This window comes from Pseudomonas sp. St290 (assembly GCF_018325805.1).
Lineage (GTDB): Bacteria > Pseudomonadota > Gammaproteobacteria > Pseudomonadales > Pseudomonadaceae > Aquipseudomonas > Aquipseudomonas bijieensis.
On the sequence record NZ_AP014703.1, the window covers coordinates 3,053,827 to 3,069,866 of the forward strand.

The 16,040-nt window shown below is 62.8% G+C and carries 12 protein-coding genes; 10 read left to right on the plus strand and 2 right to left on the minus strand.

All coding sequences use genetic code 11. From position 1 onward, the window contains the following. The first annotated feature begins 13 nt into the window (after positions 1-13). The 10 genes from PBDP_RS13470 to PBDP_RS13515 all read left to right on the plus strand — a co-directional run bounded on the left by PBDP_RS13470 (position 14) and on the right by PBDP_RS13515 (position 13,662). Entirely contained in the window at positions 14-3,787 is a 3,774-nt protein-coding gene (locus PBDP_RS13470) for a nitrate reductase subunit alpha (RefSeq protein ID WP_116832269.1), read from the plus strand. A 1-nt stretch (position 3,788) separates the two neighbouring features. Continuing rightward, the gene (narH, locus tag PBDP_RS13475) at positions 3,789-5,327 is read left to right on the plus strand and encodes a nitrate reductase subunit beta (RefSeq protein WP_116832270.1); all 1,539 of its coding nucleotides are present in this window, start codon (positions 3,789-3,791) and stop codon (positions 5,325-5,327) included. A 2-nt stretch (positions 5,328-5,329) separates the two neighbouring features. Further along, positions 5,330-6,085, plus strand: a complete 756-nt coding sequence (gene narJ / locus PBDP_RS13480) for a nitrate reductase molybdenum cofactor assembly chaperone (protein ID WP_116832271.1) — start codon at positions 5,330-5,332, stop codon at positions 6,083-6,085. After that, entirely contained in the window at positions 6,078-6,758 is a 681-nt protein-coding gene (gene narI / locus PBDP_RS13485) for a respiratory nitrate reductase subunit gamma (protein WP_163853865.1), read from the plus strand. Before narJ ends, narI begins: the two co-directional genes overlap by 8 nt. A 10-nt stretch (positions 6,759-6,768) precedes the next feature. After that, the gene (locus PBDP_RS13490; RefSeq protein ID WP_212802383.1) at positions 6,769-7,737 is read left to right on the plus strand and encodes a peptidylprolyl isomerase; all 969 of its coding nucleotides are present in this window, start codon (positions 6,769-6,771) and stop codon (positions 7,735-7,737) included. A gap of 25 nt (positions 7,738-7,762) precedes the next feature. Beyond that, positions 7,763-8,755, plus strand: a complete 993-nt coding sequence (gene moaA, locus PBDP_RS13495; protein WP_212802384.1) for a GTP 3',8-cyclase MoaA — start codon at positions 7,763-7,765, stop codon at positions 8,753-8,755. A 272-nt stretch (positions 8,756-9,027) separates the two neighbouring features. Continuing rightward, positions 9,028-11,043: a ribonucleoside triphosphate reductase gene (locus PBDP_RS13500; protein ID WP_109756122.1), complete on the plus strand. Its 2,016-nt coding sequence runs from the start codon at positions 9,028-9,030 to the stop codon at positions 11,041-11,043. A 31-nt stretch (positions 11,044-11,074) separates the two neighbouring features. Then, positions 11,075-11,236 (plus strand): anaerobic ribonucleoside-triphosphate reductase, encoded by a 162-nt coding sequence (gene nrdD, locus PBDP_RS30120; protein WP_109756121.1) that lies wholly within the window; start codon positions 11,075-11,077, stop codon positions 11,234-11,236. Beyond that, positions 11,233-11,928: an anaerobic ribonucleoside-triphosphate reductase activating protein gene (locus PBDP_RS13510; protein WP_232199924.1), complete on the plus strand. Its 696-nt coding sequence runs from the start codon at positions 11,233-11,235 to the stop codon at positions 11,926-11,928. Before nrdD ends, PBDP_RS13510 begins: the two co-directional genes overlap by 4 nt. A gap of 114 nt (positions 11,929-12,042) precedes the next feature. Continuing rightward, positions 12,043-13,662, plus strand: coding sequence for a methyl-accepting chemotaxis protein (locus tag PBDP_RS13515; RefSeq protein WP_116832275.1), 1,620 nt, complete (start codon positions 12,043-12,045; stop codon positions 13,660-13,662). Positions 13,663-13,827: 165 nt separating this feature from the next. Here PBDP_RS13515 and PBDP_RS13520 read toward each other — a convergent pair whose 3' ends face one another. Together PBDP_RS13520 and PBDP_RS13525 are read right to left on the minus strand one after the other, a co-directional pair. Next, positions 13,828-15,195 carry a 4Fe-4S binding protein gene (locus tag PBDP_RS13520; RefSeq protein WP_212802385.1) on the minus strand — a complete coding sequence of 456 codons (1,368 nt, stop codon included), beginning with the start codon at positions 15,193-15,195 and terminating at the stop codon, positions 13,828-13,830. Next, positions 15,183-16,037, minus strand: a complete 855-nt coding sequence (locus PBDP_RS13525; protein ID WP_109756117.1) for an FTR1 family iron permease — start codon at positions 16,035-16,037, stop codon at positions 15,183-15,185. Before PBDP_RS13525 ends, PBDP_RS13520 begins: the two co-directional genes overlap by 13 nt. Positions 16,038-16,040 lie beyond the last annotated feature (3 nt).

Here is a 16,040-nt window from a genome sequence, read left to right on the forward strand (position 1 = left end):
AGAGGAACACACTGTGAGTCATTTATTGGATCAACTGCGGTTTTTCAACCGCAAGCAAGGCGAGTTTTCCGATGGTCACGGCGAGACCCGCAAGGAGTCCCGGGACTGGGAGAACGTCTACCGCTCCCGCTGGCAGTACGACAAGATCGTGCGTTCCACCCACGGGGTGAACTGCACCGGCTCGTGCTCGTGGAAGATCTACGTCAAGAACGGCCTGATCACTTGGGAAACCCAGCAGACCGACTACCCGCGCACTCGTAACGACCTGCCCAACCACGAGCCACGCGGTTGCCCTCGCGGCGCGAGCTACAGCTGGTACATCTACAGCGCCAACCGGCTCAAGTACCCGAAGATCCGCAAGCCACTGCTCAAGTTGTGGCGCGAAGCCCGGCAGACCCTGGCGCCAGTGGAAGCCTGGGCCAGCATCGTCGAGAACAAAGCCAAGGCCGACTCGTACAAGAGCAAGCGCGGCATGGGTGGCTTCATCCGTTCCAACTGGGAAGAAGTCAACGAGATCATCGCCGCCGCCAACGTCTACACCGTCAAGGAGCACGGCCCGGACCGGGTTGTGGGCTTCTCGCCGATCCCGGCCATGTCGATGGTCAGCTATGCCGCCGGCTCGCGTTACCTGTCGCTGATCGGTGGCGTGTGCCTGAGCTTCTATGACTGGTATTGCGACTTGCCACCAGCCTCGCCCATGGTCTGGGGCGAGCAGACCGACGTGCCGGAATCGGCCGACTGGTACAACTCCAACTACATCATTGCCTGGGGCTCCAACGTCCCGCAAACCCGTACCCCTGACGCCCACTTCTTCACCGAGGTGCGCTACAAGGGCACCAAGACCGTGGCGATCACCCCGGACTATTCGGAAGTCGCCAAGCTCACCGACCTGTGGCTCAACCCCAAGCAGGGCACCGACGCCGCCCTGGCCCAGGCCTTCAACCATGTGATCTTCAAAGAGTTCCACCTGGACAAGCCGAGCGCCTATTTCACCGAATACGCCAAGCGCTACACCGACCTGCCGGTGCTGGTGATGCTCAAGCCGATGCTCGGCGCGGCGCCCGGTGCCGGTTACCAGCCGGACCGTTTCCTGCGGGCCAGCGACCTGACCGACAACCTCGGCCAGGAAAACAACCCGGAATGGAAAACCATCGCCCTGGATGCCGCCGGCGAACTGGTTTCGCCCCAAGGCTCCATCGGCTATCGCTGGGGTGAGAAGGGCAAGTGGAACATCCTGCCCCGTGAAGGTGGCGAGGGGCGTGAGATCGACCTCAAGCTGAGCCTGATCGGCGGCGACGTCGCCGAGGTGGCGTTCCCATACTTCGCCGGTGAAGCCCAGGAGCACTTCCAGCATGTGGCCGGTGAAGCGGTGCAGTTCCGTCGGGTGCCGGTGCACAGCGTGGTGCTGGCCGATGGCAGCGTGGCGAAAGTCGCCACCGTATTCGACCTCTCGGCGGCCAACCTGGCCATCGACCGTGGCCTGGGCGGCGCCAACGTTGCCAAGGACTATAACGACGCCTCGGTGCCCGGCACTCCGGCCTGGCAGGAGCAGATCACCGGTGTGAGCCGCGAGAAGGCGATCCAGATCGCCCGTGAGTTCGCCGACAACGCCGACAAGACCCGTGGACGCTCGATGATCATCGTCGGTGCGGCGATGAACCACTGGTACCACATGGACATGAACTACCGCGGGCTGATCAACATGCTCATGCTCTGCGGTTGCGTCGGCCAGACCGGCGGCGGCTGGGCCCACTATGTCGGCCAGGAAAAACTCCGTCCGCAATGCGGCTGGCTGCCCCTGGCCTTCGGCCTGGACTGGAACCGTCCGTCACGGCAGATGAACGGCACCAGCTTCTTCTATGGTCACAGTTCGCAATGGCGCCACGAGAAGATGAGCATGCACGATGTGCTCTCGCCCCTGGCCGACAAGTCGCAGTTCCCTGAGCACGCCCTGGACTACAACATCCGCGCCGAACGCGCCGGCTGGTTGCCGAGCGCACCACAACTCAACACCAACCCGCTGCACATCTGCCGTGATGCCGCCGCCGCGGGCCTGGAGCCCAAGGACTACGTGGTCAAGTCGCTGCAGGACGGCTCCCTGCGCTTTGCCTGCGAGCAACCGGACAGCCCGGTGAATTTCCCGCGCAACATGTTCATCTGGCGCTCCAACCTGCTGGGCTCCTCGGGCAAAGGCCACGAGTACATGCTCAAGTACCTGTTGGGCACCAAAAACGGCGTGATGAACGAAGACATCGGCCAGGTCGGCGACTGCAAGCCTACCGAAGCCGAATGGGTCGACGAGGGCGCCATTGGCAAGCTCGACCTGGTGACCACCCTGGACTTCCGCATGTCCTCGACCTGCGTGTATTCCGACATCGTCTTGCCGACCGCCACCTGGTACGAAAAAGACGACATGAACACCTCGGACATGCACCCGTTCATTCACCCGCTGTCGGCGGCTATCGATCCGGCCTGGGAATCGCGTTCGGACTGGGAAATCTACAAGGGCATCGCCAAGGCGTTTTCCGCTATGTCGGTCGGCCACTTGGGTGTGGAAAAAGACTTGGTTACCGTGCCGTTGATGCACGACAGCGTCGGCGAACTGGCCCAGCCGTTCGGCGGCACCGACTGGAAAAGCGCCGGTGTGGCGCCGGTACCGGGCAAGAACGCACCGAACCTGCAGGTGGTGGAGCGCGACTACCCGAACATCTACAAGCAGTTCACTTCCCTGGGCCCGATGCTGGAGAAACTCGGCAACGGCGGCAAGGGCATCAACTGGAACACCGACACCGAAGTGAAGTTCCTCGGTGAGCTGAACCACAAGGAAGTCGAAGCGGGCATCAGCCAAGGGCGGCCAAAAATCGACAGCGCCATCGACGCTGCCGAAGTCATCCTGTCCCTGGCCCCGGAAACCAACGGCCATGTCGCGGTGAAAGCCTGGGCGGCGCTGTCGGAATTCACCGGCATCGACCACAGCCACCTGGCGGTGTCCAAGGAGCACGAGGCGATTCGTTTCCGTGACATCCAGGCCCAGCCACGCAAGATCATTTCCAGCCCGACCTGGTCCGGCCTGGAAGACGACCACGTGAGCTACAACGCCGGCTACACCAACGTCCACGAATCGATCCCATGGCGGACTATCACCGGTCGCCAGCAGTTCTACCAGGATCACCCGTGGATGCAGGCGTTCGGCGAGCAGTTGATGAGTTATCGGCCGCCGGTCAACACCCGCACCATCGCTGGCGTGAAAGGCAAGCGCAGCAATGGCCAGACCGAGATCGTTCTGAACTGGATCACTCCGCACCAGAAGTGGGGTATCCACAGTACCTACAGCGACAACCTGCTGATGCTCACCCTCAGCCGTGGCGGCCCGATTGTCTGGCTCTCGGAAATCGACGCCAAGCGCGCCGGCATCGAGGACAACGACTGGATCGAGTGCTTCAACGTCAACGGCGCATTGACCGCCCGGGCGGTGGTCAGCCAGCGGGTCAAGGAAGGCATGGTGATGATGTACCACGCCCAGGAACGCATCGTGAACGTGCCGGGGTCGGAAACCACCAAGACCCGTGGCGGCCACCACAACTCGGTGACCCGCGTGGTGCTCAAGCCTACCCACATGATTGGCGGCTACGCCCAACAGGCCTACGGCTTCAACTATTACGGCACGGTCGGTTGCAACCGCGACGAATTCGTCGTGGTGCGCAAGATGGCCAAGGTCGATTGGCTCGACGGTTCCAGTGGCGATGATCTGCCGCGTCCACTGCCGACTGATATCGAGGAGAACTGAGATGAAGATTCGCTCACAAATCGGCATGGTCCTGAACCTGGACAAATGCATCGGCTGCCACACTTGCTCGATTACCTGCAAGAACGTCTGGACCAGTCGCGAAGGCATGGAATACGCCTGGTTCAACAACGTCGAATCCAAGCCGGGCATTGGCTATCCCAAGGAGTGGGAAAACCAGGACAAGTGGAAGGGCGGCTGGATCCGTAACGCGGACGGTTCGATCAACCCGCGCATCGGCGGCAAGTTCCGCGTGCTGGCGAACATCTTCGCCAACCCGGACCTGCCGAGCCTGGACGACTACTACGAACCGTTCGACTTCGACTACCAGCACCTGCACACCGCACCGCTGGGCGAGCACCAGCCTACCGCGCGACCACGTTCGGTAGTGTCCGGCAAGCGCATGGAGAAGATCGAGTGGGGTCCGAACTGGGAGGAAATCCTCGGCACCGAATTCGCCAAGCGGCGCAAGGACAAGAACTTCGACAGGATCCAGGCGGACATCTACGGCGAGTACGAAAACACCTTCATGATGTACCTGCCGCGCCTGTGCGAGCACTGCCTGAACCCGGCGTGCGCGGCGTCCTGCCCAAGCGGGGCGATCTACAAGCGCGAGGAGGACGGCATCGTCCTGATCGACCAGGAAAAATGCCGCGGCTGGCGCATGTGCATCAGCGGCTGCCCGTACAAGAAGATCTACTTCAACTGGAAGAGCGGCAAGTCGGAAAAATGCATCTTCTGCTACCCGCGCATTGAAGCGGGTATGCCGACCGTCTGCGCTGAAACCTGCGTTGGCCGCATCCGTTACCTCGGCGTGCTGCTGTATGACGCCGATCGCATCAGTGAAGTGGCGAGCACTGCCAATGAGCAGGACTTGTACGAGAAACAACTGGAGATCTTCCTCGACCCGAACGACCCGGCGGTGATTCGCCAGGCCCTGGCCGATGGCGTGCCGCAGTCGGTCATCGATTCGGCGCAACGCTCGCCGGTCTACAAAATGGCCGTGGACTGGAAACTCGCACTGCCGCTGCACCCGGAATACCGCACCTTGCCAATGGTCTGGTACGTGCCGCCACTTTCGCCAATCCAGAACGCCGCCGCGGCTGGCACCGTGGGCATGAACGGGGTGATCCCGGATGTCGACAGCCTGCGCATTCCGCTGCGTTACCTGGCGAACATGCTCACCGCCGGTGATGAGAAACCGGTCAAGCATGCCCTCAAGCGCCTGCTGGCGATGCGTGCCTACAAGCGTTCCGAGCAGGTCGACGGCGTGCAGGATCTGCAAGTGCTGGCCGACGTTGGCTTGAGCGTGAACCAGGTGGAAGAGATGTACCGCTACCTGGCGATTGCCAACTACGAAGACCGTTTCGTCGTGCCAAGCGCTCACCGCGAAGACGCCATGAGCGATGCGTTCGCCGAGCGCTCCGGCTGCGGTTTCAGCTTTGGCAGCGGTTGCAGCGGCAGCTCCGACACCAACATGTTCGGTGGCAAGAAGGCCAACCGCCGCGACGTGATCAAAACCGTGCAGTTGTGGGAGGAATGAGCATGCGCATTCTCAAGGTGATTTCGTTGCTGCTCGATTACCCGACCGAGACCCTGGTGGCCGGTCGGGATGAGCTGGAACAAGCGATTCTCCAGGCACGGGAAATCAGTCCCAACCAGCGCGCCGGGTTGTTCGAATTGCTCGAGGTGATCTGCGGCAAGGACCTGATGGACGGCCAGGAGCACTACGGTGCGCTGTTCGGCCGCGGCCGTTCGCTCTCGCTGCTGCTGTTCGAACACGTGCACGGCGAGTCCCGCGACCGCGGCCAGGCCATGGTCGACATGATGGCCCAGTACGAAGAAGCCGGTTTCGCCATCGGCATCAAGGAACTGCCCGACTACATCCCGCTGTACCTGGAGTATCTCTCCACCCGCGAAGACATCGAGGCCCGCGAGGGCCTGGCCGATGTAGCACACCTGCTGGCCTTGCTCGCGGCGCGCCTGGAAGAGCGTGAAAGCGCCTACGCCAGTTGCTTCCGGGCCTTGTTGCAGATCTCCGGGGCCGAACCCCAGGGCGCGGTCGCCGAACTGCGTGAGCAGGTCAAGGCCGAGCCACGGGACGACTCCCTCGAAGCCCTGGACAGGGTCTGGGAAGAAGAGGCAGTGGATTTCATGAAGGCCGAGCAGCAAGACCGTTGCAGCTCGATGCCAAGCGCGCCGGGCAAGGCGCGGGACGAAAGTGCGGTACCGCTGCACTGGGTGGATTTTCAGCATGAAGGGCTGGCCGCAGCGCCAGCCGGGGAGGTGGGCAATGTCTAAATGGGATCTGTTGTTGTTCGGGGTCTACCCCTATATCGCCCTGGCGATTTGCCTGATCGGTAGCTGGGCGCGGTTCGACCTGTCCCAGTACACCTGGAAGGCCGGTTCGAGCCAGATGCTCAACAAGCGCGGCATGCGCGTAGCCAGCAACCTGTTCCACATCGGCGTGCTGTTCGTGCTGGCCGGGCACTTTGTCGGGCTGCTGACGCCATCGGCGATTTACCACCATGTGCTGAGCACCGAGAACAAGCAGTTGTTGGCGATGGTCTCCGGCGGTTTCTTCGGCGTGCTGGGCCTGATCGGCCTGGTGATGCTGCTCAACCGTCGCCTGACCGACCCACGGGTGCGTGCCACGTCCAATGCCTCGGACATCCTGGTGTTGGTGGTATTGCTGGTGCAACTGGTGCTGGGGCTGATGACCATCGTCGCCTCGACCGCACACATGGACGGTTCGGTGATGGTGATGCTGGCCGACTGGGCCCAGAACACCGTGCTGTTGCGTCCGGTTGAAGCCGCTACCTCGATCGCACCGGTGGGCCTGGTCTACAAGCTCCACGTGGTGCTGGGCCTGACCTTGTTCGTGTTGTTCCCGTTCACCCGTCTGGTCCATGTCGTCAGCGCGCCGGTCTGGTACCTGGGGCGTCGTTATCAAATCGTTCGGCAGAAGTTTTGAGGAGAAGATCATGGCGAGTGGATGCGGATGTGGCGGTGGTGGCGGCGGTAGTGGTGGCTGCGGTTCCTCGGCAAAAGCGGCAGCGGTGATCGCGCCGGTTGTCGATACCGAACCGGCGGGGACGGTGCAGTTCGAGCCGGCCCAGGCCGGCCCGGTGGCGGAGGATCAAGCGCCGCAGTTGATTGCCAGCAGCGAGCAGGAATGGCCAATCATCAGCGTCAACGGGGTCTCGATCACCCCGCAGGCGATGGCCCAGGAGCTGCAATATCACCCGGCTGACAGTCGCGAAGAGGCGGTCTACCAGGCGGCACGGGCCCTGGTGATCCGCGAATTGCTCCAGCAACGTATCGCCGAACTGGGCCTGGCGTTGCAGGTCGGTGCCGGTGAAAACGAAGAAGAGGCAGCCACGCGGTTGTTGCTCGAGCGTGAGGTGCAGGTGCCGCAGTGCGACGAGGCCACCTGCCTGCGTTATTACGAAAGCAACCGGGCGCGGTTTCACAGCGCACCGCTGCTGGCGGTGCGGCACATCCTGCTCGAATGTGCCCCGGACGATGCCGAGGCCCGCAGCCTGGCCCATGTACAGGCCGAGCTGCTGCTGGAACGGCTGGACCAGTTCCCCGGCAGTTTCGCCGAGCTGGCGCTGAAGTATTCGGCCTGTCCGTCCAAGAAGCAGGGTGGCTCGCTGGGGCAGATCAGCAAGGGCCAGACCGTGCCTGAGCTGGAGCGGCAGTTGTTCACCCTGCCGGCGGGCCTGGCCAGCAAACCGCTGGAAAGTCGCTACGGCTGGCACGTGATCAGCATCGACCAGCGCATCGATGGCCAGCCGTTGCCCTATGAGGCGGTGGCGACGGCGATTCGTACCCAGTTGCAGCAGGGCGTTTGGCAAAGGGCGCTGGTGCAGTATCTGCAAACCCTGATCGGTGCGGCGGATATTCGCGGCATTCACCTTCAGGGCGCCGACTCGCCGCTGGTGCAGTGAGCACTGGCTCAATCGGGGGATATACATGAACGCGGTGTTGCAGGACGGGTTTGGGCGCCAGATCGATTATTTGCGGATGTCGGTGACCGATCGTTGTGATTTTCGTTGTGTGTATTGCATGGCGAAAAACATGACCTTCCTGCCGCGTCAGCAAGTGTTGACTCTGGAGGAGTTGCAGCGCCTGGCGCGGTTGTTCGTCGGCCTGGGGGTGAAGAAAATTCGCCTGACCGGTGGCGAGCCGCTGATCCGTCCGGGCATCGTCGGGCTGTGTCGCGACATTGCGGCGTTGCCCGGCCTGCGGGAACTGGTGATGACCAGCAACGGCTCGCAGCTGGGGCGCCTGGCTCAGCCGCTGGTCGAGGCCGGGGTCAAGCGCATGAACATCAGCCTCGACAGCTTGGACGGCGAGCGCTTTCGGGCGATCACCCGTAACGGCAACCTCGATCAGGTGCTGGCCGGCATTGAAGCGGCGAAGGCGGCCGGTTTCGAGCGGATCAAACTCAACTGCGTGGTGATGAAAGGGCGCAACTTCGATGAAGTCCCGGCGCTGGTGCAGTACGTCATCGAGCAACGGATCGACATCAGCTTCATCGAGGAAATGCCCTTGGGAGAGGTCGGGCGTTCCCGGGGCGAGTCGTTCTGTTCCAGCGATGAGGTCCGGGCCGAGATTGCCCGGCATCATCGCCTGCTCGACAGCGCCGAGAGCAGTGGCGGACCGGCGCGCTATGTGCGCCTGGAGCGTCATCCGGATACTCGGATCGGGTTCATTTCACCCAACACCCATAACTTCTGTGCCAGTTGCAACCGTGTCCGCATGACTGTCGAAGGGCGCTTGCTGTTGTGCCTGGGACAAGAGGATTCCCTCGACCTGCGCGGCTTGCTGCGGCGTTATCCGCTGGAAGACCAACCGGTGATCCAGGCAGTGCAGCAGGCGCTGCGCGGCAAGCCACTGCGCCATGACTTCAATCCGGGTGGGGAAGTGCAGATTGTGCGGTTCATGAACATGAGTGGGGGCTGAGCCTCGCCGCAACTGTGAATGTACCGCCGCCATCGCGAGCAGGCTCGCTCCCACATTGGTTTTCAGGCGACTGCAATTTCTGCGTACCCCGAAAATCCCCTGTGGGAGCGAGCCTGCTCGCGATGGCGGCAGCAGGGGCGGCAGCACTTCCTGCGGACCCACCCTCGATTCTTGACATCGATCAATTGCAACCCAGGCTTTTGGCCGTACTCTCCACTGCATGTTGTGTCTATAGAATTAAAAAAAGTCTATATGTAGTGTCTGGAGCCAAAATGCAGAGCACGTTGATCACAGTAGGATGTAACCGCTTGCACAAGCGCGATGGCAGTGTGGTTGCCTTTGACGCGGACAAGATCCGCCAGGCGCTGATCGCTGCGGGCAAGGCCACGGGCGAGTACGCCGAAGCCGAAGCCGAGGGGCTGCTCAAGGCGGTGTTGGCGCGGTTGGAAGGGCAGGCGCGGTTGAACGTCGAGCAGATCCAGGACCGGGTCGAGCGAGTGCTGATGGACGCCGGTTACTTTCTCTCCATGCGGGCCTACATCGTCTATCGCGAGCAACACGGACGCCTGCGTCGGGATCGCCGTACGTTGGTGGAAGTCGCCACGTCGATGAACGAATACCTGGATCGCGAAGACTGGCGCGTGCAGGCCAACGCCAACCAGGGCTATTCCCTCGGCGGGCTGATCCTCAACGTATCGGGCAAGGTCACCGCCAACTACTGGCTCGACGAAGTTTATAGCCAAGCCATCGGTGAGGCGCATCGCGAGGCTGACCTGCATATCCACGACCTGGACATGCTCGCCGGCTACTGTGCCGGCTGGTCCTTGCGCACCCTGTTGCACGAAGGCCTCAACGGCGTGCCAGGGCGGGTCGAGGCCGGGCCGCCCAAGCATCTGAGCAGTGCCCTGGGGCAGATGGTGAATTTCCTCGGCACCCTGCAAAACGAATGGGCCGGCGCCCAGGCGTTCAGCTCATTCGACACCTACCTGGCGCCCTATGTGCGCAAGGACCAACTCAGCTACGACGAGGTCCGTCAATCGCTGCAGGAGTTCATCTACAACCTCAACGTGCCGTCGCGCTGGGGCACGCAAACCCCGTTCACCAACCTCACGTTCGACTGGGTCTGCCCACAGGACCTGCGCGAACAGATCCCGGTGATTGGCGGCGAAGAAATGCCGTTCGCCTACGGTGACTTGCAAGCGGAAATGGAGCTGATCAACCGCGCCTACATCGAAGTGATGCAGGCCGGCGATGCGAAAGGCCGGGTGTTCACCTTCCCGATCCCGACCTACAACATCACCCATGACTTCCCCTGGGACAGCGAGAACGCCGACCGCCTGTTCGAAATGACCGCCCGCTACGGCCTGCCGTATTTCCAGAACTTCCTCAACTCGGACATGCAACCCAACCAGGTGCGCTCGATGTGCTGCCGCTTGCAACTGGACGTGCGCGAGCTGCTCAAGCGCGGCGGCGGCCTGTTCGGCTCGGCGGAACAGACCGGTTCCCTGGGCGTGGTGACGATCAACTGTGCCCGTCTGGGCTACCTGTACAAAGGCAATACCAGCGCATTGCTGCAACGCATCGATGCCCTGATGGAATTGGCGAAAGAGAGCCTGGAGGTCAAGCGCAAGGTTATCCAGCATCACATGGATGCTGGTTTGTACCCCTACACCAAGCGTTACCTGGGCACGTTGCGCAATCACTTCTCCACCATCGGTGTGAATGGTCTGCACGAAATGCTGCGCAATTTCACCGATGACCAGCAAGGCCTGCACACCGAACAAGGCCGGGAATTCGCCCTGAAGCTGCTGGATCACGTACGGGCCACGCTGCTGCGTTTCCAGGAAGAAACCGGCCACCTCTACAACCTGGAAGCCACGCCCGCCGAAGGCACCACTTACCGTTTCGCCAAGGAAGACCTCAAGCGCTACCCGGATATCCTGCAGGCCGGCAGCCCGCTCGCACCGTACTACACCAACTCATCGCAACTGCCGGTGGGCTTCACCGAGGATCCGTTCGAAGCCCTGGAGCTGCAGGACGAACTGCAATGCAAATACACCGGCGGCACCGTGTTGCACCTGTACATGGCCGAGCAGATTTCCTCCACGCAGGCCTGCAAGCAATTGGTGCGCAAGGCCCTGGGGCGCTTCCGCCTGCCGTACCTGACCATCACGCCGACCTTTTCCATCTGCCCGGTGCACGGCTACCTGGCCGGCGAACACGAGTTTTGCCCCAAATGCGACGAGGCCTTGCTGCTGCAACAACAGCGCCAGGGCAGCGTTCACTGACCCGATCCATCGACCGCAAGGAGCTTCATCCATGAGCGCATCACAATCTCTTCCGCAGGCACAGCGTCAACGTTGCGAAGTCTGGACCCGAGTGATGGGTTATCACCGCCCGGTGGCGGCCTTCAACCCGGGCAAGCAATCCGAACACCGCGAGCGGGTGCACTTCACTGAACGCGCGGCCGGGCGTCCATGAGTCGAGTGCTACGGGTCGGGGGCATGGTGCCCCTGACCACCCTCGATTATCCGGGCCAACTGGCGTGCGTCCTGTTCTGCCAGGGCTGTGCCTGGCGTTGTCGTTACTGCCATAACCCGCAACTGATCCCGCCGCGCGGCAGCGAGGAGGTGGATTGGTGCCGGGTGCTGGCGTTCCTGCAACGCCGTCAGGATCTGCTCGATGCCGTGGTGTTCAGCGGTGGCGAGCCGACCTTGCAGGACGGCCTGGCGCCGGCCATGGAGGAAGTGCGGCAGATGGGCTTTCGCATCGGCCTGCACAGCGCCGGCATCAAGCCGGCGGCCTTCGCCAAAGTGGTCGGGCAAGCCGATTGGGTGGGGTTCGACATCAAGGCCTTGCCCGAAGATGCCCTGGACGTGACCCGGGTCGAAGGCAGCGGCGCCGCGAACTGGCGCAGCCTTGACCATCTGCTGGCCAGCGGCGTGGATTACGAATGTCGCACCACCGTGCACTGGCACCTGTTCGACCCCGAGCGCCTGTTGACCCTCGCCCGGCGCTTGAGCGAACGGGGCGTCACACGGTTTGCCGTGCAACTGGTACGTACCGCGCGGATGCTCGATCCGCATCTTTCCAGCGTCTCGGCACACCGCTTGCAACCTGAACTGTGGGCCGCGCTGCGCGAGATGTTTCCTTCGTTCGTGTTGCGCAGTTGACCGAGCGCGGGAATGAGCGACCGACAGCGGCCCGGGATGACCGGGCCCTTCTTTTTTTTCAAGGTTTTCAAATGCGCTGCCAGCCGGCAGGTAGTTGAACAGGGAGCATTTGACATGACCAGACTCACCACCGCCCGACGTATCGTGCTCGGTTTCGCCATCGCACCGCTGGCCTTGATCGCCTTGACGTTCTACGCCTTGAGCGACCTGGCGATGTTGCGCGACCAGGCCGAGCAGGTCGTCAGGCAGGATTGGCCGAAGATCGATCCGATCATGGTGATCGCCACGGGCGTGCGCGATAACGCCAGGAATACCCGGGACTTGCTGATCGACAAGAACAATGCGCAGGTCCAGCAATCCATCGACGCCACCCGGCAACGGATTACCCAGGCCTTCGCCACGCTGGAGCCGCTGTTCGATCAGCCCGAAGGCAAGGCCGCGTATGCCGAACTGAAGAAACGTCGCGAGGCCTATGTGGCGGCGTTCGTCCAGGTGCAGGCGTTGATCCGCCAGGGCGCGACGGAGGAGGCGATGACGCAGCTCAAGCAAGGAGTGATCCCGGCGGAGCGCGAGGTGTACAAGAGTCTCGAAGGGATCATGGCGATGCAGGGCAAGCTCTTCGTCGAGCGTGAGCACCAGGCACAGGCGCGCTACAACGATGCGCGACGCAACATGCTGGCGATGGTGCTGGCTTGCCTGGCCCTGGTGAGTACTGTCGCGATCCTGGTGACCCGCAGCGTGACCCGTCCCCTGGGCGGTGAGCCCGATGACGCGGCGCGGGTGCTCAGCCATATCGCCCAGGGTGACCTGACGATCCGCGTACCCGTGGGTGTCGGCGCCAATGACAGCGTGATGAGCAACATGCACGACATGCAGCAGAGTCTCAACAGCATGGTCCGGCATATCGCGGCCTCGGTGGATCGAGTGGCCAGTTCCTCCGAGGAGCTGAGCGCCGTGAGCAGCCAGACCAGCAGCACCTTGCAGTTGCAAGGCCAGGAAATCGAACAGGCTGCCGCGGCCGTGAACCAGATGACCGCGGCGGTGGATGAAGTGGCGCGCAATGCCGTGAGCACCAGTGAAGCTTCGCGAGTATCCGAGCAAACTGCCCAGCGCGGTCGTGAACAGGTCCAGGAAACGGTCGTTTCCATTACCGCGCTGGCCGAAGGTGTCACGGACAGTTCCGGGCGAATCCAGCAACTGGCCGGACGGGTCCAGGACATCAGTTCGGTGCTGGATGTGATCCGCAGCATCGCCGAGCAGACCAATCTTCTGGCCCTGAACGCCGCCATCGAAGCGGCCCGTGCCGGCGATGCCGGGCGTGGCTTTGCGGTGGTGGCCGATGAAGTCCGCGCGTTGGCTCATCGGACCCAGGATTCGACCCGGGAAATCGAGGGCATGATCGGCAACATCCGCCTGGACAGCGGGCACGCGGTGAGCTCCATGCAAAGCAACAGCGAGCTGGTGCAGGTCACGCTGCAAGTCGCCCAGCGTTCCGGCGATGCCCTGGACGAAATCGCCCGCTCGATCTCGCAGATCAACGAGCGCAACCTGATGATCGCCAGTGCCACCGAACAGCAGGCCCTGGTGGCGCGAGAGGTGGATCGTAACCTGATGGGTATTCGCAACCTGTCCGAGCAGGTCATGCTGGGCGCCCGGCATACTGATACGGCGGGCCAGGACTTGGCGCAGATGGCCGGGTCACTGCATGAGACGGTGGCGCGGTTCAAGGTGTAGGTGACCATCGCGGGGCAGGTGTGCGCGGCAATCGCGTACACCTGATATCCCCTGTGGGAACGAGCCTGCTCGCGATGGCGTTGGGTCAGCTTGTGGTGATGTTGGATGTGCCGGCATCATCGCGAGCAGGCTCGCTCCACAGAAATCCAGATGTTGGAGCCGTGATCACCATCCCCAGAATTGCAGCCACCAGCCATAGCCCACCAGGCCGCTGGCCGATACCAGGCAGGCCATGGCGAGCAGTCGCCGGACGGGTGATGCGGTTGTTTGTTCCAGACGCCTATAGCCCAGCCACAAACTCCAGGCTATGGCCGCTACCAGCAACCCGGCCCGTGCCGGTTGTACCCACTCCAGCAGCAGTCCTTCATAGCGCAGCAGTTTGACCGTGGTGGCCGACAAGCCGAGGAACAACCCTGCACCGCCGAGGGGCGTCAGGGTGATGGCCAAGGGCCAATATTGTGCGCTGTCACCCGTGAGTCGCGCCGCAAGACGCATCAGCAGCATCAGCGAAGTGCCTATCAGCAGCGCACTCGTGCCCAGGTACGCAACAATGCAAAAACCATCGAGCCAGCTGAAGCTGTCATTGAGCTGCGGATAGTGCGTCAGCAGCCACCAAGGTGCGTTGTCCTGGAGTGCCCACAGCCAATCGTGACTGACCAGCCACTGGGCCAGGCTCTGCTTGAAGTCAATGAACCAAGGGCTGACGGTCCACTGGAAGGCGCCCATGGCCAGGCCGATCACACCGAACAGCAGCAAGCGAGCATCCCAGGCTGAAAGCGTGTTAGCCGTCGAATGAAGGATTTCCTCGTTGCTGGAGCGGGCAATCAGCCGCACCGCGTCGCGCTGGCCGCTGCAGCGACCACAGGCGTGGCAATCGGCGGCGCCGCGCAGGCGACGGATGTCCAGCAGCGGCGCGCAATTGGGAGGAGGGCGACGCGGCGGCGGGTTCTCCAGCCAGCGTTGTTCGTCCACCTGGAAGTGCACCGGCGCCAAGCGAGCCAGCAGGGAAAAGACACCGCTGACCGGGCACAAGTAACGGCACCACACCCGCTTGCCCCGGGCGAACAACAGGCCGACGATCACCGCGGCAACGGTCGAGCCACCCAGGATCAGCAGCGCCGCCTGGGCATAGTCGTACACGCTGATCAACTGGCCGTAGACCGTGGTCAGGCAGAACGCCAGGGTCGGCCAGCCGGCCCAGCGTAACCCGCGCGGCACCCCGAGGCCCTTGCCGTAATGGCTGGCCCATTCGCTCAGGGCGCCTTCCGGGCACAGCACGCCGCACCAGAGGCGACCGAACAGCACGATCGACAGCAACACGAACGGCCACCACAGGCCCCAGAACAGAAACTGTGCCAGCAACGTCAGGTTGTCGAACAGGCGCGCCTGGCTACTGGGCAGTGGCAGCAGGGCCGGTATCACCAGCAGCACCGCGTAGAACAGCACCACCGCCCATTGCACGACACGAATGGTTGCACCGTGGCGCCGCATGCCGTCGCCCAGGCGCTGGAGCCAGGGGGTCAGGTCGGGCATGGCAGGTTTTCCGCCTTGCGTGGGCGCAGCCAGCCCGCGACTAAGCCCCAATAGCCCAGCCACACCAGCAGTGTCATCGCGCTCGGGCTGGCTCGATAGCCGGTGAAATCCGCCAGGAACCCACCGAAACCATGACCGTCGTCGAGTATCGCGCTGCTGTCCCACAATGCGTCGCCAATGCCGCGATACACCGCCTCGGGCCAATCCATCGCAAGCAGTTGCCCGCCGACCCGCTCGATACCACTGACCAGCAACGCCGCGCCCAACAGCAGCAGGATCGCTTCGCTGATGGCAAAGAACCGCGGCCATGAGATGAACCGGCGACTGCTGTGCAACAAGGAGACGGTCAGCAACGACAGTACCAGCCCGGCCAGCGCACCGACGGCGAACAGGCCCAGTTGCGGCCCTTGCAGGCGCGCGCCGGCACCGTACAGGAAAACCACGGTTTCACTGCCTTCGCGGCTCACGGCGAGTAACGCCAGCAGCAACAGCCCGAGGCCGCCCTGGCGGCTCAGGCGCTGGTCGGCGTGGCGCGTCAAGTCATGCTTGAGCGTCCGCGCGTTCCGGTGCATCCAGCCTACCATCTGCACGATCAGCAGGCTGGCGACCAGGGCCAACGACGCCTGGAACCATTCATTGGCGGTACCGCTCATGGCTTCGCCGGCCAGCAGGATCAGCCCGGCCAGCACGCCGGAAAGCAGCAAGCCCAGCGCCGCGCCGGTCCATACATAGCGCAGCAGTTGGCTGGCTTGTTGCTGCCGGCTGACCCAGGTCTGGAGAATCCCGATCACCAACAACGCCTCGACGCTTTCGCGCCAGACAATAAACATCGATTGAGTCATGCA